Here is an 18,589-nt window from a genome sequence, read left to right on the forward strand (position 1 = left end):
GGGCACGTTGATGAGTGTGGGAGCCCCTACCGCTCCAGGGCTCCGTTGAAGAAGTCGACGAGCCCGAATGGCGCGCTGTCGCCGAGGCAGAGTTTGAGGATCATGTGCGCGCCCGCGGCCGCCGACTCGCTGCGCGGGAATAACGCCTCTTCATAGACGGTGAGTGCCGCTTCGATGTCGCCGGGGTGGGCGGCAATCGCCTTGCCGAGCTCGGCGCCGTCGAACATCGCCAGGTTCGCGCCCTCGCCCGCCGGCGGCGCCAGGTGCGCGGCATCGCCGAGAAGCGTCACTCCAGGCACACGATCCCATCGATGGTCGTTCGGAAGCGTGTGGATCATGCGCGGGACCGGCGGGGTTTCGCCGTCGGTGATCAGCGCGGTGAGCGCGGGCGCCCATCCGTCGAACTCGGCCGCGATCCGGGCGGTCGCAGCGGCAGCGTCCGTGAAGTCGATGCCGGCGATCCACGCGGCGGAGCGGTTCAGCGCGACGTAGGCGTGAAGAACACGATCCGCCTCGCGGTGCGCGAAGATCCCCTGCCCCGGAGCGAGCGCGAACAATGCGCCGCCGCCGACCGCCTCGGCCGCCGCGGTGTGCCGCTCGTCGGCATCATGCAGGTAGGTCTCAATGAACGTCGTGCCGACATATTCCGGCTTGGCGGCCGACAACAGCGGCCGAACCTTCGACCAGGCGCCGTCGGCGCCGACCAGGAGGCTCGTGACCACGCTCGACCCGTCCGCGAATCTCAGTTCATGCCTGTGGTCGCCGAGGGGCACGGCGCCGGTCAGCTTCTTGCCCCACCGGATCGTCTCTTCTGGAAGGGAATCGAGAAGAAGCCGCCGCAGATCGCCGCGCAACACCTCGGGGCGTCGACCGTCATCGGCCTGTGCGAGCAGCACCGTGCCATGCGGGTCGAGCACGCGCGAAGCCGCGCCGCCGTCATGGATGATCGCACGGAACGCGTCGATGAGGCCGGCGTCTGCGAGGGCACGTTGCCCGTCGTGCTCGTGAATATCGAGCTGGCCGCCTTGCGTCCGAGCTTCCGCGGACGGCTCCGCCTCATAGATCGTCGCCGGGACGCCGTGGACATGGAGGACGCGTGCGAGCGTGAGGCCACCGAGGCCCGCACCGACGATCGTGACGGGTGTCGTCATCATCTGCCTTTCAACCGGCCTGGAACACCGTTCCATGAAAGTTGATTGGAACAACGTTCCAATCATGTCAAGATGATGGTCATGGCGACCAGATCAATACGGACGGAACGGCGCGCGGACGCGCTCTCGAAGGAGAAGATCGTCGAGGCGGCGATCGAGATCCTGGACGCCGGCGGCGAAAGCGCTCTGACCTTCCGCGCGCTCGCGGCTCGGCTGGCAACCGGGAGCGGGGCGATCTACTGGCACGTCGCCAACAAGAGCGACTTGCTCGCAGCGGCCACCGATGACGTCATTGCCCGCGTCATGACCGGCGTCGGCGGCGATGCCGAGCCGCGACAGGCAATCCGTGCCGTCGCGCTCGGGGTGTTCGATGCGATCGACGCCCACCCGTGGGTCGGCGCCCAGCTTTTCCGTGAACCGTGGCGGTCCGCGATGCTGCAGATCGTCGAAAGCGTCGGCGGACGGCTCCAGACGCTCGGTGTCCCCGAAAGAGCCCTGTTCGATGCCGCGTCTGCGCTGGTGAACTACATCCTCGGCGTGGCCGGGCAGAACGCCGCGAACGCCCGCCTGCTGCCGCGCGAGACAGACCGTGCGGCGTTCCTCGGATCGGTCGCCGCGCAATGGGCGCAGCTCGATTCCGCCGAGTACCCGTTCGCCCATCGCGTGGCGACGGACCTGCGCGAGCACGACGACCGCGAGCAGTTTCTTGCCGGCATCGACCTCATCCTGGCCGGGATCGGAACCATCCGATAGGCAGCGACCGACTTGCAGCCCTGTCGTCAGAACGCAGGGAAAGACGCAAACCGGCGGGAGAAGATCGAGGTCGGCACCTTGGCAGGCTCCAACCAGCCACCAACGGTGCGACTCGTGACGACGCCGCCGGCGCTGGTGGCACGCTGGCGGCGGCGTTGGGGTCACGATCGACCTGACGATCAGGCCGCAGCTTCGTAGTTGACCGCGGTCTCAGCGATCTTGGTCAGCGTCTCGTCGGTCTTCCGCTCTTCATTCAGCGTCTGGTCGAGCAGCTTGGCGGCTTTCGGCAGGTTGAGCTTGAGGGCCCAGGCCTTCAGGGTGCCATAGCGCGACATCTCGTAGTGCTCGACCGCCTGCGCTGCAGCAAGAAGGCCGGCGTCGAGCGCCTGGGTCCCCTTGTACTCGTCCATGATCTCCTTGCCCTCGTCGATGATGCCCTCGATCGCATCGCACTTCTTGCCGCGGGCGGGCTTGCCGATCAGCTCGAAAATCTGCTCGAGCCGCTCGATCTGGCCTTCGGTCTCCTCCTGGTGCTTCTCGAACGCCGCCGCCAGCTTCTCCGACTGCGCCGCCTTGGCCATTTTCGGCAGCGTCTTCAGGATCTGCTTCTCGGCGTAGTAGATGTCCTTGAGGGTATCGAGGAAGAGCTCGTTGAGGTCTTTGTCGGCAGGCATGGTGTGCTCCTGTTGATTGTGAGCCGACAACCAGAAAGCCATACCCTAGTTCCTGCCACCGACGAGCCCGCCGCAAGAAAATCCTGCCCGGAGCGCTGTCGGCGGCCTCCGAGCCTCTTGTAACAAAACTGTCACCCGGCAAAACTAAAGCTCTTCCCTGCGGCGAGACGCCGCGATTCCGCCGATTGCCTTCAGGAGTTTTCAATGCGCCGCCCGCTCGTGCTGCTGTGCGCCGGACTGACCTTGCTGTCGTCTGGAGCCGCATTTGCGCAGAACGCCACCCCCCATAATCTCATCCTGTTCATTCCAGACGGCCTGCGTGCACTCAAGGTGACGCCGGAGACCGCCCCGGCCATGGCCGCCGTCCGCGACAAGGGCGTCAACTTCAAGAATTCGCACTCGCTGTTTCCGACCTTCACGATGGCCAACGGCTCGGCCATGGCGACCGGCCACTATCTCGGCGACACCGGCACATTCTCGAACACGATCTTCACGGGCTACACCTCGGCGCCGGCCGGCGATACCGTCGTGCCCTTCATCGAGAACGACGCCGTGCTCGGCGACATCGACGAGCATTTCAACGGCGACTACCTCAACGAGGACACGATCCTGAAGCTTGCCCGCAAGGCCGGTTATTCGACCGCCGCGATCGGCAAGCTCGGCCCGACCTATCTGTTCGACCACACCGGCTGCCCTTGCAAGCCCGGCGCGACCTCCTCGATCGTGATCGACGACTCCACCGGCAACAAGAATGGCGTGCCGGTGACCGACGAGGTCAAGGACGCCATGACCAAGGCCGGCCTGCCGCTGGCGACGCCGTCGCGCGGCGACAACGGAAAGGCGGGCGACGCCAAGACGCCGGGCACGACCTCGGCCAACGTCGCGCAGCAGGCCTACATGGTCGACGTCGCCACCAAGGCGGTGCTGCCGATGTTCAAGGCCCGCAACAAGCCGTTCGTTCTGGTGTTCTGGTCGCGCGACCCGGACGGCAGCCAGCACAATCACGGCGACAGCCTCAACACCATCACGCCGGGCATCAACGGCCCGACCTCGATGGCCGGCATCAGGAATGCCGACGACAATCTGGCGGCGCTGCGCAAGGCGCTCGACGATCTCGGGCTTGCCGCCTCGACCAACATCATGGTCCAGGCCGACCACGGCTTCTCGACCATCTCCAAGGAGAGCAAGACGAGCCCGTCGGCCAAGGTCGGCTACGACGACACGCCGAAGGATTTCCTGCCGATGGGCTTCCTGGCGATCGACCTCGCCAAGGCGCTCGATCTGCCGCTGTTCGATCCCAACGACAAGAACGCGGCCGTATCTGAGGGCAAGCACCCGAAGGCCGGCAACGGCGTGCTCGGCAAGGATCCTGCCAAGCCCGATCTCGTCGTCGCCACGAATGGCGGCTCCGACCTGATCTATCTGCCCAACAACGACAGGAAGCTCGCCCGCCGCACCGTCAAGGCGCTGCTGGCGCAGGACTACGTCTCCGGCATCTTCGTCGACGACAAGCTCGGCGAGATTCCCGGCACGCTGCCGCTGTCGCGGATCAACCTGCAGGGCAAGGCGGTGACGCCGCACCCGGCGATCGTGGTCAATTTCCGCTCCTACGTCGCGCCGGACTGCGACCAGCCGTCCAACTGCCAGGTCGAGGTCGCCGACACCGTGCTGCGCCAGGGCCAGGGCATGCATGGCTCGTTCGGCCGCGGCGACACCTACAACTTCATGGCGGCCATCGGACCCGACTTCAAGGCTGGCTTCGTCGATCCCCTGCCCGTCAGCAATGCCGATGTCGGCATCACCGCGGCGAAGCTGCTCGACCTCAAGGTCGCGCCGAAGGGCAAGCTGATCGGCCGCATCATGACCGAGGCGATGCCGAACGGCACAACGCCCAAGGCGACGTCGGACGTCATCAAGTCGGACCCGGCCGCCGGCGGCCTGCGGACCGTGCTGAAGCTGCAGCGCGTCGGCACCCAGCGCTATTTCGACGTCGCCGGCTTCCCCGGCCGCACCGTGGGCCTGGACGAGGAAGCGCCGAAGCAGAAGGCGGCGGCGAAGTAGTCAGGCGTTGCGACGCCCGTCCAAGACCAAAAGACTTAGTGCCCCGTGAAAGCGGGGCATTCTTGTTTGCTAGGTCAAAGGCTCCTTCCGCCTTGCAAATTCGCATTGGCACTAGACGACCGTTTCCAAAGTCCTGGCCATATTGATATGGACGTGCAGACCCCCGCTGTCATCGTCCGCGAAGGCGGACGATCCAGTACGCCGTGACGTCTCGGTTCAATATCTTCTGCCGCGGACTACTGGATGCTCCGCCTTCGCGGAGCATGACAGCCGTGGAGACGGCGAGAGCTCAACCCAGCAACCACCGTCGGTTCTAAGGAAACACTCGTCTAGCCAGACGCACGGACAGCTATCGTGGTCCGCATGCGCTGCAGTCTGAGCGCAACGAACGAGAAGCCGATCATCAGTCCCGCTGCGAGCGCGCCGGCCGCAGCAAATAGGAAGTACTCCGGAATCATGAGCATCTCGATTGCATAATCATAGTGCTGGCGACTCGCAGTTGCCGTGATGATGTCCCATTCGCGATGCACGGCCGCGACAAAGCTGCCGAGATAGCCGCCCGCGGCCCCGGTCCAGACAAACGCGATCGTGTTGAGCCGATAGAGCCACGCCAGACAAATGGCGACAGACATGATCGCAATCACGATCGCGATGTAGGGCTGCCATTCGAACCCGGATGTCCACTCGAGCATGAGGTATGTCGCCAGGGCAGCAGCAGCGAGCGACAGCAACATTAGCACCACCGAGTGCAAACTCCGCAAACGATCGATGAGACCTCGATCGTTCGAGGTCTGTAAGCCCCAGCGCGCCAGAATAAGCCTCACCTGTGCGGCGCAAATCCCTCCTAAGATTTCCAGCACAAGATCGCCAGAGAACGCGAAGTCCCGCGCGACCGCGAACCAGGCTCCCTTGAGATTCCACAACAGCCATAGTTGGAACAGGATCGGCGCGAACGCGCTCAGGAGCACCCGCGGAACGTAACGCCTGTTCCAGATGTAGGGCAGCGCACATACGAAGCCAAAAAGCCAAGCTTCGAGGCTTCGGATCACGATCTCCACGATATCCCCCGATCTGCGCAATCACGGCAGGTGCACCGGCGCCAGCGGAGTATTTCAATGCCACCGGTCCGCCTCGTCAAGCAGCGGGTCTGCGCCTACAGGAGCCGACGCACGCCACGCATACGCCGAAAAGAAAAGAGCGCGATGATGTCATCGCGCTCCTCGAACTCGGTCTCGTGGATGAGGCGTGCTGCGCTTACATCCCGATGTCGATCATCGACGGCAGTTGCGCCAGCGGCAGCACGGTGACGCCGACGAGCGTCGCGACCATGGCTCTCAGGACGCGGTTGCCCTGGCGCTTGCCGCGCATCTGCTTGGCGACCCATTCCAGCACGTCGGTGCGGACGCCGCGCGCATTGGCCGGCGCCCAGCTCGCGATGTCGGTCTCGGCGGCCAGCGCGACGCTGCGCGGCGGCACCGGCAGGCCGGATGCGGAGGCGGTGTGATGCGCAATCGCCTTGGCGAGCAGGTCCTCGAACCGGCCGTTATCGTTGCGTTCGGTCGCGGCCTGGTCGATCGCGAACAGGGCCTCGGCTTCGGCACGGCTCACCGGGGCATCGTTCACCGCAGCGGCGGTGAGGATGCGCACGCACCAGGCGACGTCGTCGGCATCGAGCACCCGGGAGAAATGCACGCGTCCCGCGGTGGTCGGACCCTCACCGGTGATCACGCCGTCGCGCACGATGCCGAGCGCGAAAGCAGCGGTCTCACAGGAGGACGGTTCGAGACCATCGATGCCGATGGTTTTTGGTGCAGAGGTAGCCATGTTCTCTTCTCAGTTGCTGTGTTGACCCACCTTGTCGGCGCGCGTCTGAACGAGTGGTTAACGGTTCGAAACGCTGCTGTGGGTTTTTGTATCGGTTGCCGATTTGCCGCAGTGACCTCGATCACGGTTCAATGCCGAGGGCCGTCAGGGGGCGGCGTGTTGCGACCGCCAGATGGCGAAATCTGGGCAACCGGTCGTCTCACGGATGTTTCGTCGCAGCGCGGGAACTCAAAAGAAGTTGTTGGCTCCGTGAGTTCCAGAGAAATCTTTTTCTCTTTCTCGTGAGACAGTTCCCTTGAGGAGCAGTATTTCCTATAGTGTTTAGAAGAATTTATTTCCGCCACTGCAATGAATTGAGGACTGCCATGGCTCTCCAGATCGGCTCCACTGCCCCGGACTTCGAGGCGCAAACCACCGAAGGCAAGATCAAATTCCACGACTGGATCGGCGACAGCTGGGCCCTCTTGTTCTCGCATCCGAAGGATTTCACCCCGGTCTGCACCACCGAGCTCGGCGCGCTGGCGCGGCTGAAACCGGAGTTCGACAAGCGCGGCGTCAAGCTGATGGGCCTGTCGGTCGACCCGGTGGAGAACCACGCCAAGTGGTCCGAGGACATTCGCGAGACGCAGGGTGCCGCGCCGAACTACCCGATGATCGGCGACACCGACTACAACGTCTCCAAGCTCTACGACATGCTGCCGGCGGCGATCTCCGGGGATCCGTCCAAGCGCAGCGCGGCCGACAACCAGACCGTCCGCAACGTCTTCATCATCGGGCCCGACAAGAAGATCAAGCTAATCCTGGTCTACCCGATGACCACCGGGCGCAACTTCCAGGAAATTCTCCGCGTCATCGACTCGCTGCAGCTCACCTCCAAGCATCGCGTCGCCACCCCCGCCGACTGGAAGCAGGGTGAGGACGTCATCATCGCCGGCTCGGTGTCCGACGACGAGGCCAAGACGATCTATCCGAACGGCTGGAAGGCGCCGAAGCCGTATCTGCGCGTGGTGCCGCAGCCGAAGTGACGGCGGCAAACGACGTTTAACGACGTCATCCCGGGACGCCTCGCAGAGGCGGACCCGGGATCTCGATAGACTGGGCTCGAACTCTGAGCGCTTCGGGCCGACGCCACTTCAGCCCCGTGGCGTCGCCCAGTCCGCGATCAGCAGCCCGAGTGTCGCCGACACCGCCGTCACGAACACGCCCCAGCTGATGTCGACCGCCACGACCGCCCAGGTCCATTGCTTGAGCATCGCCAGCGACGTCAGCTCGAAGGTCGCGTAGCAGAACAGCCCGAACAGCGCGCCGTAGAGCAAGGTCGAGCGCCATGTCGCGTCGGCCGTCCCGCTGACGAAGATCAGCACGCCCACGACATAGAGCAGATAGAACAGCACCGCCGGCACGGGGCGGATCTCGCCCAGCATCTCGCCGACCTGCGACTGGAAGAAGCCCCTGGCGACGACGCTCAGGAACGGGATGTCGAAGCCGAGCAGCACGGCCAGTGTCGCGAAATACAGAACGGCGTACCGGCTCATGCGCGGCTCCTCCCTGGTCCTGCCGATAACGCGGAGCGACGGCAGCCTCCGCCCGGGCCGGGCCGATCAGCCGCGGCGCTTGGCCTTGGCCTTCTTTCCACCCGGCGCCTTCGCCCGCGAGGGTCTGTCTGAATACGTCTGTCCGCCGTGGCTGGACTTGTCGCGATGCTGCTTTTTGTTCGCGAACGCCGGCTGTTGGCCGGGTTTCGCCGGCCCCTCGCGATGCGGCTTGCCGCGCGGCTTGGCGTCCCTGCCCCCGCGCGGCTCATCGTGCTGCAGCGGATGGTAGGCCGTCTCGTCCGCCTCGCGGCGCGGCGGCCGCTTGTCGGCGCGCGGCTTGTCCGGCGACGCCTGCCCCGAGGGCGCGCCCGCCAGCGGCTCGATCCGGATATTGTCCTCCTTGTCGGGACGGCAGATGTTCGCAGTGAAAGCGTCGGCGACGCGCGCGGCGATCTCGAACTCGGTCGTCGTGTCCTGGATCTTGATGGCGCCGATGTCGTGCTTGTCGATGCCGCCGCGGCGGCAGATCATCGGCAGCAGCCAGCGCGCTTCCGCATTCTTCCTGCGCCCGATCGCCGCCCGGAACCAGACGCTCGGCTCGCCCATGCCGTGGCGCGCCGACGGCTTTCCTGTCTTCGTTCGGGGCGCCGGCGGCCGCTCCTCGCCGCGCGCCGGCCTGGCGGTGTCGCGACCGCGATCCTCCCGCGCACGGCCGCGATCCTGGCCCGGATCGAGAATGTCCTCGGGCGACGGCAGCCGCGCGCGATAGAGCCGCGCCAATGCGGCGGCGATGTCCTCGGCCGACCGCTCCGCCAGCAGCGCCTGCGCGAGCGCCAGATCCTCCGCCGTCGTCTCCTCGGTGAACACCTGGTCGTGGAGCATGCGCTCCTGATCGAGCTTGCGGATCTCATCAGCTTGCGGCGCCGCGCCCCACGCGGCCTCGATGCCGGCGAGGTTCAGCAGCGTTTCCGCCCGCCGCCGCCGCGCCGGCGGCACCAGCAGCACGCTCACGCCCTTGCGGCCGGCGCGGCCGGTGCGGCCCGAGCGATGCTGCATCACCTCCGGATCGTTCGGCAGCTCGGCGTGGACCACGAGGTCGAGCTTGGCGAGATCGATGCCGCGTGCTGCGACGTCGGTTGCCACGCACACCCGCGCGCGCCCGTCGCGCAGCGACTGCAGCGCCGTGGTCCGCTCGTTCTGGGTCAGCTCACCCGACAGCGCGACGACGGAAAAGCCGCGTTCCAGCAACGCCGCCTGCAGGTGGCGCACCTTCTCGCGGGTGTTGCAGAATACGATCGCGCTCGGCGACTCGTAGAAGCGCAGCACGTTGACGACCGCGTGCTCGACATCGTCGGCGGCGATGCGGATGGCGCGGTACTCGATGTCGGCATGCCCGCCTTCGTCGCCCTCGACCTCGATCCGGAACGCGTCGTCCTGATACTGCTTCGCCAGCGCCACGATGCCGCGCGGGAAGGTCGCCGAGAACAGCAGGGTCCGGCGCGTTTCCGGCGTGGTCTCGAGGATGAACTCGAGGTCCTCGCGAAAGCCGAGATTGAGCATCTCGTCGGCCTCGTCGAGCACCACGGCCTTCAATTCCGAGATGTCGAGACGCCCGCGCCGGAGATGGTCGCACAGCCGCCCGGGCGTGCCGACCACGATATGGGCGCCCGCCTCGAGCTCGCGCTGCTCGCGGCGCGGATCCATGCCGCCGACGCAGGAGACGACGCGCGCGCCGGCGTGCTGATAGAGCCATGCGAGCTCGCGCTGCACCTGCAAGGCAAGCTCGCGCGTCGGCGCCACGATCAGCGCCAGCGGCGCGGTCGCCCGCGCAAACCGCTCGGCCTCGCCGAGCAGGTTCTTCGCAAGCGCCAGCCCATAGGCCACGGTCTTGCCCGAGCCGGTCTGCGCCGAAACCAGCAGGTCACGGTCGACGGCGTCATGTGCAAGCACGGCGAGCTGTACGGGCGTCGGAGTCTCATAATTGCGCTCGGCCAGGGCGCGGGCGAGCGGCGGATTCGTCGTGGGAAAGGACAAGTGACGGGAAACCTCGTTTCGATCCGGCTGCTTTACGCCATGCCGCGCCGGAACACGAGGGCCGTGAACGGTCAAATGCCGTCCTGCTCAGTGCGCCCAGCCCGCCCGGACGACACCGATGGTCGACGGCCGCGCGGCCGGGAAGGCGAGACGCGCGGCCACTGCCGCGCCAGCTCTCGGCTACTCGTCGCTCCACGGCCAATGCCAGTGATGCCAGCCCCAGTTGCGCGGACCGCTGGCGTCCATGGCCGCCTTCTGCTTGTCATCGAGCGAGTCGTACAGCGCCTGAAACGCCGGGCGGACGATCTTGATCGCCTGCTGCATCGTGTCGAGGCGCTGTTCCGCCAGTGCGAGGCGGTCGGTCGCCTTGACCGGCGGCGTCGCCGGGCAGTCCTTCGTGATCAGCTCCGCGGCCTTGGCCGATGCCGCCTTGAGATCATCGAGCCGCGCCCGCTGCGTGTCGTTCGGCTTGATGGCGGCCTCGATCTGCGACATCCGCCATTCGGCAAATCCGGCCATGCGGGGATTGCACAGGAAGCCGAAGCCCCGACCGCCCATCATCCCCGGCCCCATCATCATGCCGGGGCCCCACCCTGGTCCGCCCGCGCCCGGCTGGGCAACGCCCGGTGCGGCGGTGACGGTCACGATTGCGGCCGCGAAGACCAGCGCGCGTGGATCTAATCGCATGGCAGAACTCCTTGACGTGGCACCGATGAGTTTGCGCAAACTAAGCGCGCGGCGAGCTTTCGTGCTTGAGCGAGATCAACGGATCACTGCAGAGCCATGGCGAATTGAGGAGATGACAACGATACGCAGCTATCGCTGGATATGGACATCGGCGGTCGCATCGGGCTGCGGGACGCTGGCGCATATCGGCCTGATGGAGCTCAAGAGCCGGCTTCACCTGTTGCCGCAGTTCGATCCCGCCACGGCGCTTCTCGACACGCTCTCGCCCCTGTTCGCCCGAGCGATGCATGATGGGGCGCCGCTGTGGTTGCTCTCGCAGCTCAACGGAGCCTTCCTGATCGGCCTGCTGTTCGGGCGCTTCTTCCACCGCCTGCCCGGCGGCAGCGGTGTCGCCAAAGGCTTCCTGCTCGGGCTCGCCGGCTGGTTGCTGCTCGGAATCGGGTTGTTTCCCGCCATCGGCCTTGGACCGTTCGCAACGTCGCTCGGCCTGGGCGCCGGCCCGGCGCTGTTTTCGCTGGCGATGGTCGAGGCGTATAGCGTCGTGCTGGGCGCCGTGTATGCGGCCCTGCAGAGACCGGATCAGAAGATCGAGCCTGGCCGCGGAGAGAGCAATCACGCCTGACCGCCGCTGGGAGGTCGCCCGCCCCATTTCGAAAAGGCCGAATTTTCCTCTTTCGTTTTCTCGTAAATCGTGTATGATCCGCGTCGTCCTGCCCCATGCAGAGGGACGTACGCGTCGTCACGAACGTCGGTGCGGGATGCGGTGGCCGCGAACCATGCCGGACGCGCGTTTCGCGCAGACGACTGGCATGATCGCGGACGTGAAGTCGCAGCGTCCTGACACCCCGAAGCTGGTGTCACGTTCGCGACGGCGCTAACGCGCCGCGCGGATCATGGTGGCCAACACGCTCGGCGCACCAGGGAGACTGCGTATAAGCGTGAAGACATCGCGCAGGGAATGCCGGGGCGGATTCAATTGGTCGTCGCAACACTCGATGAGGAGGTTGCGATGGGCATTCGAAAGAAACGGTCAACGCGGGGCAAGCTGGGATCATTGGGGCGCCCACCAGTTGCGGGGCGTGCGGAACAGCAGAAATTTTGGCGTGGGATTGCCGCTGGGTTGAACAGCGAGAATGCTGCGCTGGCTGCTGGATTATCGGATGCTGTCGGCCCCCGATTATTTCGAAAAGCGGGCGGCGTGGCACCGGCAATGTTCCGACCTTCAGCGAAGCCGCTCTCCGGACGGCACCTCTCTTTTTCTGAGCGCGAAGAGATTGCGCTGCTGAATGCGCAGCGCCATTCTGTACGAGAGATAGCGCGGCGTCTCAATCGATCTCCCTCGACCATCTCCCGTGAACTCGATCGCAATGCGGCCACGCACGGCGGCAAGATGGCCTATCGGGCGACGGCCGCCCAGTGGCATGCAGATCGATCGGCCCGGCGTCCTAAGCCGAGCAAGCTTGCAAGCAACGCCGCCTTACGCGCTTATGTTGAAGAGCGGCTTGCAGGGTTTGTCGCACCTCCAGGCGGCGTTCGGCGGAAGGCCGGTCGTGCGGGCTCTAGCCAGAATCAGGGGTGGACGAAAGCGTGGAGTCCCGAGCAGATTGCCCGGCGCTTACCGATCGACTTCCCGGATGACGAGGCGATGCGCATCAGCCACGAAGCCATTTACCAGGCGCTTTTTGTTCAGGGCCGAGGAGCGCTGAAACGCGAGTTGTCGTCCTGTTTGCGAACGGGACGTGCGCTGCGCGTGCCCCGAGCGCGTACGCGGAAGCGCAGCAAAGGCTTCATATCGCCAGAGATCATGATCAGTGAGCGTCCGGCCGAAGTCGCGGATCGAGCTGTGCCGGGACATTGGGAAGGAGATCTGATCGTCGGCTCCGCCAGCTCGGCAATCGGCACGCTGGTCGAACGCAGCACGCGGTTTACAATGCTCCTGCACCTTCCACGGCTGCCGGGGTTTGACGATGGCCCACGTACGAAGGATGGGCCTGCGCTCTCCGGACACGGAGCTGAAGCGGTACGCGATGCGATCACGCGCACCATCGTCACCTTGCCCAAAGAACTCCGCCGCTCGCTAACCTGGGATCAGGGGACCGAAATGGCTCAACACAGTGACCTCAAGATCGATACAGACCTTCAGATCTACTTCTGCGATCCAAGAAGCCCCTGGCAACGTGGCACGAACGAGAACACGAATGGCCTGCTGCGGCAGTACTTCCCGAAAGGTACCGATCTGAGCGTCTACGATGCTGACGAGATCGCCGCCGTGGCCGCAGCGCTCAATTCCCGACCGAGAAAGACGCTAGGATGGAAAACTCCAGCAGAAGCGCTTGACGAGCTGCTGTCACGAATGAAAACACTTGGTGTTGCGACCACCGATTGAGCCCGCCGGTTGAATCGGCTTTGCCTGTGGTACCTGCCGCCTGCATTTTTTCTGCAGGCGGGCCATGGGTGAGGCCTTCACCCGGCATTCCCTGCGCCCTCTCGTTTTGCAGAGGGTAAACAGGCCGCAGAACTCGGGCTCATCGTGCCGCGGGAATGCGAGGTCATGTCTTGAGACGCTTGCGCAGATCTCTGTTGTCGTCCCGGGCACTGTTCGTGATCCAGGGCCTGACGGAGGACGGTCTCGGCTACATCGCGCGCGTGACCGCCCCCCACCTCCTCATCATGATCGCCTTCGTGCTTCTGCTCACGCTGTTTCCGGGCATCGTGACCATCCTGCCACGATTGCGCTACGGGTGAGCAGCCGTGTGTCAGGCCGCGCGCATGCCGTCGAGGAACTTCTGCACCTCGGCCTTCAGCCGCAGGCTCTCGCCGGACAGCGCCTGGGCCGAGGCGAACATCCGGTTGGAGCTTTCGCCGGTCTCGCCTGCCCCGCGCGCCGCGCTGCGGATGTTCTCGACGACCTCTGCGGTGCCGGTTGCGGCCGAGCGGACGCTCTGGGTGATGTTCTGCGTAGCGGCGCGCTGCTGTTCGACGGCGGCGGAGATCGAGGCGGCGATCCCGTTGATGCGCTCGATGGTCGAGCCGATCGCCTTGATGGCGTCGACCGATTCCTGGGTCACGGTCTGCATGTTGGCGATCTGGCTGGAGATCTCCTCCGTCGCCTTGGCGGTCTGGCCGGCCAGGGTCTTGACCTCCTGAGCGACCACCGCGAAGCCGCGGCCGGCATCACCAGCACGGGCGGCCTCGATGGTGGCGTTGAGCGCCAGCAGGTTGGTCTGCTCGGCGATCGAGGTGATCAGCTTGACGACGTCGCCGATGCGGTTGCCGGCGTCGGACAGCTCCTTGATGCGCTGGTCGGTCGCGGTCGCCTGGTTGACCGCCTCGGCGGCGATGGCGTTGGACTCCTGCACGCGGCGGATGATCTCGGCGATCGAGCCGGACAGCTCGTCCGATGCAGCAGCCGCAGTGCGGACGTGCTCGGATGCGGTCTCCGACGCGCCGGCCGAGTGGCCGGACAGGTCGGCGGTGGTGCGCGCCGTCTGGGTGAGCTGGCGCGCCTCGCGCTCGAACTCGCCCGACGAGGTCAAGACGTTCTCGATGATGCCGCCGATGCTGGCCTGAAACGAATCGACGAAACGCTGCAGCTCGGCCTTGCGCTGCTCGACAGCCGCTGCGGCCGCAGCGGTCTGCTCCTCGCGCATCCGGCGCCGCTCGCTCGCGGCACTGCGGAACACGACCAGGCTGCGGGCGATCTCACCGATCTCGTCGCTGCGGTCATCGGACTTGATCGCAACGTCCTCGCGGCCCTCGGCGATGGCGGTGAGCGCGTCGGTCACCGCGGCGAGAGGCTTGGTGACGCGGCGAACCGCCAGCATGGTCAAGCCGAGCACCAGCAGCGCGGCGATCGCAGCGGCGACGACCATGGTCCGCATCGCCTGCGACAGCATGGCGTCGAGCTCGGCCATGGGCACGCCGACATAGAGAATGCCGATCACCTTTCCAGCCGGATTGGTGACAGGAAAATAAGCGGTCATGAACGACTTGCCGAACAGCGTCGCGGGGCCCTTGTAGGCCTCGCCGCGGCGCAGCAGCGCCTGCGCCGGATGATCCGCGGCAAGCTGGGTGCCCACGGCGCGGTCGCCATTCTCCTTCTTCACATTGGTCGAGCGGCGGACGAACTGGCCGCTGTCATCAACCACGAACAGCGTGGCGCTGCCGCCGACATAGGACACCGCGCGATCGACGATCGCGTGATCCTTGATCTCGGGAATCGCCGGAATCTCGATGCGCGTAACGACGCCGTTCTGCACGCTGACTTTCGCGTCGCCGAACGTTTCGGTGAACGTCAGCGCGAAGGTGCGCAGATTGCCTTCGATGTCGCGTTTGGCGCGATCCGTGAAATCGGAGGACAGCGACCAGTACGCCGCGCCGACCACGAGAGCTGTGTTCAGGGCGATCACGACAACGGCGCCAATCAGCGCCTTGGTGCCGAGCTTCAATTTGACGGACACGAGATAAACCTTCCAGGGGAACTGCAACTGAATCTCAAACTGCCCGTAGTTGGTTTCAAAGCGGTTATTTTCCGGAGCGTAGAATACCGGAACTCTCGATAAAAACGGCAATAAGATACCCTGATCATGTCCTCCTCCCCCATCATCGTATGGTTTCGCGAGAGCCTGCGGCTGTCTGACCACCCCGCGTTGCATGAAGCAGCGAAGTCGGGCACTCGGATCGTTTGTAGTTACGTCCACGATCAGGAAAGCCCTGGGTTGCGTCCGCTCGGCGGCGCGGCGCGCTGGTGGCTCGCGCAATCGTTGCGTGCACTCCAGGCCGAACTACATGCGCTCGGCGCCGAGCTCGTGATCCGGCGCGGCTCCGCGGCCAAGGTGCTCGGCGAGCTGGCGCGCCAAACCAGGGCCAGCGCGGTGTATTGGAACGACGTCGCGCAGGCCGGCCCCCGCGCCGTGGCTGCCGGCGTCGAAGCAGCACTCGCCGAGATCGGCGTCTCTTCACGCGTGTTTCCCGATGACCTTCTGGTCGATCCGGCCGAGTTGCGCGGCAAGGATGGGCGCGGCCCGCGCGTGTTCACACCGTTCTGGAAGCGGGTGCTCGCTCTGGGTGATCCGCCGAAGCCGCTGCCGCGGCCGCCCCGGCTGTCGCACGCCCCCGGCGGCGCAAGCTTGCCGATCGGTGAGCTCGCGCTCGAGCCGCGCAAGCCCGACTGGGCCGGCGGCCTGCGAGCGTCATGGCAAGCCGGCGAGCGCGCGGCACAGGCGCGCCTCGCCAGCTTTCTCGAAACGGCCGTGCAGACCTATGCCGCCGATCGCGACCGGCCCGACATCGAGGCGACCTCCCGGCTGTCGCCGCATCTGCGTTTCGGCGAGATCAGCCCGCGCCAGGTCTGGCATGCGGCGCGATTTGCCGCCGCCGAGCGTCCAGCTTCCGCCGCCGGCATCGACAAGTTCCTGAGTGAGCTCGGCTGGCGCGAGTTCAGCCGCCACCTGCTCTACAACAATCCCGACCTCGCAACCCGCAATCTGCAGCCGGCCTTCGATGCCTTTCCCTGGGCGCAGGATCATTCAGCGCTGCAGGCCTGGCAGCGCGGGCGAACCGGATATCCGACCGTCGATGCCGGGATGCGCGAGCTCTGGCATAGCGGGAGCATGCACAACCGCGTCCGTATGGTGGTCGCCTCGCTGCTCGTGAAGCACCTTCTGATCGACTGGCGGCTCGGCGAACAGTGGTTCTGGGACACGCTGGTCGACGCCGACCCGGGCAGCAATCCGGCCAGTTGGCAATGGGTTGCGGGATCGGGCGCCGACGCCGCGCCCTACTTCCGCGTCTTCAATCCCGTGCTGCAGGGCGAAAAATTCGATTCTCGCGGGACCTATGTCCGCCGCTGGGTGCCGGAGCTGGCGCGCCTGCCGGCCACGCTGATCCACCAGCCCTGGGCGGCGAAGCCGCTCGAGCTCGCCGAGGCCGGGGTTGAACTCGGCCGCACCTACCCGGCGCCGATCGTGGATCACAAGCCCGGGCGGGAGCGCGCGCTGGCAGCCTACGCGAGCTTGCGCACAAGTGATTAGTTGGGGTGCGCTTTGACAGCACAGAGAATCCAGCTATCGTCGCAGGGTTTCCAACAAATCGGGGGACCCGATATGGACGACACTCCACTCTCTGATCCGACCGTGACCGAGACCAGCATGCCCGCCGAGGCACCGAAGGATCCGGTGATCACGACGGCACCTAAGGCCCGACGAGCGGCCAAGAAGACCGCGAAGAAGACCTCTAAGAAGGCTGCACCCAAGCGGGCCGCCGCCAAGGCCAAGAAGGTCGCGACCAAGAAGTCCGCCAAGAAGACCGTGAAGAAGGCGGCCAAGAAAGCTGCGAAGAAGACGGCCAAGAAGGCCACCAAGAAAGCGGCGAAGAAGACGAAGAAGGCCAAGCGCTGATTCTGCCTGGCTCGGGATCGAAGGCGACTCGTCACCTTCGCTGATGGTCTTGGCGAAACAATCCAGTGCCCGGTAGTGGGGACGATCTGGCGCTGGATTGTTTCGTTTGTCGCCGTGCGGTTGGGAGCCGGGACCTGGCATCCGCGGCGCGACGCAGCGACCGGTGATGCCGCGCGGACGCCGGGCCGGCTTGCGATTGGATTGCCGGCAGAGGTCTGCTGGGACAGAGATTCAGTGCGGGCGGTGCCCTCACCAGACGTCGGGACAGGGGTCGACGATCTTCCAGAGTTCGATGCCGTTCTTGATCCGCTTCATCTCGGTGGTGAGCCCGCCGTTGCGCCGGATCCAGTCCTTCACCGAATCGGGGTAATAGGACATCAGCTCGGACGTCCCCTCCATGCTGGTGACCTTGATGCCGAACGTGAACGCCTTGTCGTAATAGGCCTGGTGGAAGCCGAGGCTGGCCCTGGGCGTGACGCAGATCCTGTTGAGCGGCACGAAGCCGAAGACGAGCGTGCAGGCGGAATTGCAGATGCCGTCGATGATGACGCGCTGACGCGTTTCCCTGACGTGCCTGTACTTGGCCTTGTACTCTTCGATGTAGCCACCATGGTCGCGCGTAATGTGCAAATCCGCACGCGCCGGGCTAGCGGCGACCAGCAGGAGCACGACGCTTGGGATCAGGCGATTCATGGATCGGACGGCAAACCCGGTCTTTTCTGGCGCTGTCGCGACAACGCCTCGGGCCCAATGCACGACGGCACTTGCCGGACCTTGTCATGATCTTCTTAAGCACGCGGAAAAGGCCAAAATTTTGACGGGTTATCGCCTTTTGCGCACCCTTTCCGCCACTTCCGCGTTAGGCTATCAGCCAGACGGCCGGCCTTGACGTCGTTTTCCGGAGAAGAAAAGTCATGAGCAAGCTCGCATCCCTCGCCGCCGCCTTGATCGTGTCAATTGCCGCCCTGGTGCCGGCCACGTCCGAGGCGCGCAGCCATCATCGGCATCATCGCCACCACTACGGGCTGCCCTACGCCATCAGCTTCCTGCACAATTATGGCCCCGGCCCGCTGCCCGGCACCTTTGCGTTCTATGACGGTCCTTCCACCAACCACTGCTACCAGAGCTCGGCGGCCTATATCGGCCAGGACCGACGCCGGCATCCCTGCTTCTGACACCATCCATGGACGCCCCGCCAGCTTCGGCGCATGACCGTTCATGTCCTGCGGAGGCTGGCCTTGGCCATCCAAGTCTGGTATCCCGGTGACGCGGGAGATTTGGCCCGCATCGCGCGCTCGTAGCTCAGCTGGATAGAGCATCGGATTTCGATTCCGAGGGTCGGGAGTTCGAATCTCTCCGAGCGCGCCAGTCATCACCCGACCCAGCACTCGACCCTTGAGCCCGTACCACCCGACGCTGCGGGCGGCATGTCGAGAGCATCTCCGGCGACCGCCGCAGTTTCGATGCCGGGA

At 65.4% G+C, this 18,589-nt stretch carries 17 protein-coding genes, 1 tRNA gene and 1 pseudogene; 10 read left to right on the top strand and 9 right to left on the bottom strand.

Annotated elements, in window-relative coordinates; translation table 11 throughout:
• Window positions 1–26 precede the first annotated feature (26 nt).
• On the bottom strand, window positions 27–1,151 hold the full coding sequence (locus QX073_RS24420; protein ID WP_316226566.1) for an NAD(P)/FAD-dependent oxidoreductase: 1,125 nt from the start codon (window positions 1,149–1,151) through the stop codon (window positions 27–29).
• A gap of 81 nt (window positions 1,152–1,232) precedes the next feature.
• Between QX073_RS24420 and QX073_RS24425 the strand changes: the two genes are divergently transcribed.
• Entirely contained in the window at window positions 1,233–1,904 is a 672-nt protein-coding gene (locus QX073_RS24425; protein WP_316170837.1) for a TetR/AcrR family transcriptional regulator, read from the top strand.
• A gap of 179 nt (window positions 1,905–2,083) precedes the next feature.
• Here the strand turns inward: QX073_RS24425 and QX073_RS24430 are convergent, their stop codons facing one another.
• A complete protein-coding gene (locus tag QX073_RS24430; RefSeq protein ID WP_315776574.1) occupies window positions 2,084–2,578 on the bottom strand; it encodes a ferritin-like domain-containing protein in 495 nt (164 codons plus the stop codon).
• A 204-nt stretch (window positions 2,579–2,782) separates the two neighbouring features.
• Between QX073_RS24430 and QX073_RS24435 the strand changes: the two genes are divergently transcribed.
• Complete coding sequence (locus tag QX073_RS24435; protein ID WP_316165046.1) at window positions 2,783–4,639, top strand: alkaline phosphatase family protein; 1,857 nt, start codon at window positions 2,783–2,785, stop codon at window positions 4,637–4,639.
• Between the two features lie 329 nt (window positions 4,640–4,968).
• Here QX073_RS24435 and QX073_RS24440 read toward each other — a convergent pair whose 3' ends face one another.
• Window positions 4,969–5,697, bottom strand: coding sequence for a hypothetical protein (locus tag QX073_RS24440; RefSeq protein WP_315827866.1), 729 nt, complete (start codon window positions 5,695–5,697; stop codon window positions 4,969–4,971).
• A 196-nt stretch (window positions 5,698–5,893) separates the two neighbouring features.
• The gene (locus tag QX073_RS24445) at window positions 5,894–6,463 is read right to left on the bottom strand and encodes a hypothetical protein (protein WP_315717695.1); all 570 of its coding nucleotides are present in this window, start codon (window positions 6,461–6,463) and stop codon (window positions 5,894–5,896) included.
• Window positions 6,464–6,828: 365 nt separating this feature from the next.
• On the opposite strand from QX073_RS24445, the gene QX073_RS24450 reads away from it, so the two are divergent.
• Window positions 6,829–7,488, top strand: a complete 660-nt coding sequence (locus QX073_RS24450) for a peroxiredoxin (protein WP_315717694.1) — start codon at window positions 6,829–6,831, stop codon at window positions 7,486–7,488.
• A 108-nt stretch (window positions 7,489–7,596) separates the two neighbouring features.
• Here QX073_RS24450 and QX073_RS24455 read toward each other — a convergent pair whose 3' ends face one another.
• From QX073_RS24455 to QX073_RS24465, 3 genes are all read right to left on the bottom strand, one after another.
• The gene (locus QX073_RS24455; protein ID WP_315717693.1) at window positions 7,597–7,998 is read right to left on the bottom strand and encodes a DUF2177 family protein; all 402 of its coding nucleotides are present in this window, start codon (window positions 7,996–7,998) and stop codon (window positions 7,597–7,599) included.
• 66 nt (window positions 7,999–8,064) lie between these two features.
• On the bottom strand, window positions 8,065–10,032 hold the full coding sequence (locus QX073_RS24460) for a DEAD/DEAH box helicase (protein ID WP_316226508.1): 1,968 nt from the start codon (window positions 10,030–10,032) through the stop codon (window positions 8,065–8,067).
• Between the two features lie 180 nt (window positions 10,033–10,212).
• Entirely contained in the window at window positions 10,213–10,719 is a 507-nt protein-coding gene (locus QX073_RS24465) for a Spy/CpxP family protein refolding chaperone (RefSeq protein WP_316175958.1), read from the bottom strand.
• On the opposite strand from QX073_RS24465, the gene QX073_RS24470 reads away from it, so the two are divergent.
• From QX073_RS24470 to QX073_RS24480, 3 genes and pseudogenes are all read left to right on the top strand, one after another.
• Window positions 10,718–11,341, top strand: coding sequence for a DUF6789 family protein (locus tag QX073_RS24470; RefSeq protein ID WP_316226509.1), 624 nt, complete (start codon window positions 10,718–10,720; stop codon window positions 11,339–11,341). The two genes, QX073_RS24465 and QX073_RS24470, sit on opposite strands and share 2 nt — an antisense overlap.
• 387 nt (window positions 11,342–11,728) lie before the next feature.
• Window positions 11,729–13,105 (top strand): IS30 family transposase, encoded by a 1,377-nt coding sequence (locus QX073_RS24475; protein ID WP_315813921.1) that lies wholly within the window; start codon window positions 11,729–11,731, stop codon window positions 13,103–13,105.
• A 209-nt stretch (window positions 13,106–13,314) separates the two neighbouring features.
• Window positions 13,315–13,464, top strand: a pseudogene (locus QX073_RS24480) (C4-dicarboxylate ABC transporter permease); the annotation flags it as partial.
• Between the two features lie 11 nt (window positions 13,465–13,475).
• On the opposite strand, the gene QX073_RS24485 reads toward QX073_RS24480, so the two are convergent.
• Window positions 13,476–15,179: a methyl-accepting chemotaxis protein gene (locus QX073_RS24485; protein WP_315717688.1), complete on the bottom strand. Its 1,704-nt coding sequence runs from the start codon at window positions 15,177–15,179 to the stop codon at window positions 13,476–13,478.
• A gap of 126 nt (window positions 15,180–15,305) precedes the next feature.
• Between QX073_RS24485 and QX073_RS24490 the strand changes: the two genes are divergently transcribed.
• The gene (locus tag QX073_RS24490; protein WP_316226510.1) at window positions 15,306–16,751 is read left to right on the top strand and encodes a deoxyribodipyrimidine photo-lyase; all 1,446 of its coding nucleotides are present in this window, start codon (window positions 15,306–15,308) and stop codon (window positions 16,749–16,751) included.
• 72 nt (window positions 16,752–16,823) lie between these two features.
• On the top strand, window positions 16,824–17,117 hold the full coding sequence (locus tag QX073_RS24495) for a histone (protein ID WP_315737661.1): 294 nt from the start codon (window positions 16,824–16,826) through the stop codon (window positions 17,115–17,117).
• A gap of 249 nt (window positions 17,118–17,366) precedes the next feature.
• Here QX073_RS24495 and QX073_RS24500 read toward each other — a convergent pair whose 3' ends face one another.
• Window positions 17,367–17,810 (bottom strand): hypothetical protein, encoded by a 444-nt coding sequence (locus QX073_RS24500; protein ID WP_315717685.1) that lies wholly within the window; start codon window positions 17,808–17,810, stop codon window positions 17,367–17,369.
• Window positions 17,811–18,031: 221 nt separating this feature from the next.
• Here QX073_RS24500 and QX073_RS24505 point away from each other — a divergent pair, with 221 nt between their 5' ends.
• Window positions 18,032–18,292 carry a hypothetical protein gene (locus QX073_RS24505; protein WP_316226511.1) on the top strand — a complete coding sequence of 87 codons (261 nt, stop codon included), beginning with the start codon at window positions 18,032–18,034 and terminating at the stop codon, window positions 18,290–18,292.
• A gap of 116 nt (window positions 18,293–18,408) precedes the next feature.
• Window positions 18,409–18,485: transfer RNA gene (locus QX073_RS24510), tRNA-Arg, on the top strand.
• The last annotated feature ends 104 nt before the right edge of the window (window positions 18,486–18,589 follow it).

The sequence above is a fragment of the Bradyrhizobium sp. SZCCHNS3052 genome, assembly GCF_032484495.1.
Lineage (GTDB): Bacteria > Pseudomonadota > Alphaproteobacteria > Rhizobiales > Xanthobacteraceae > Bradyrhizobium.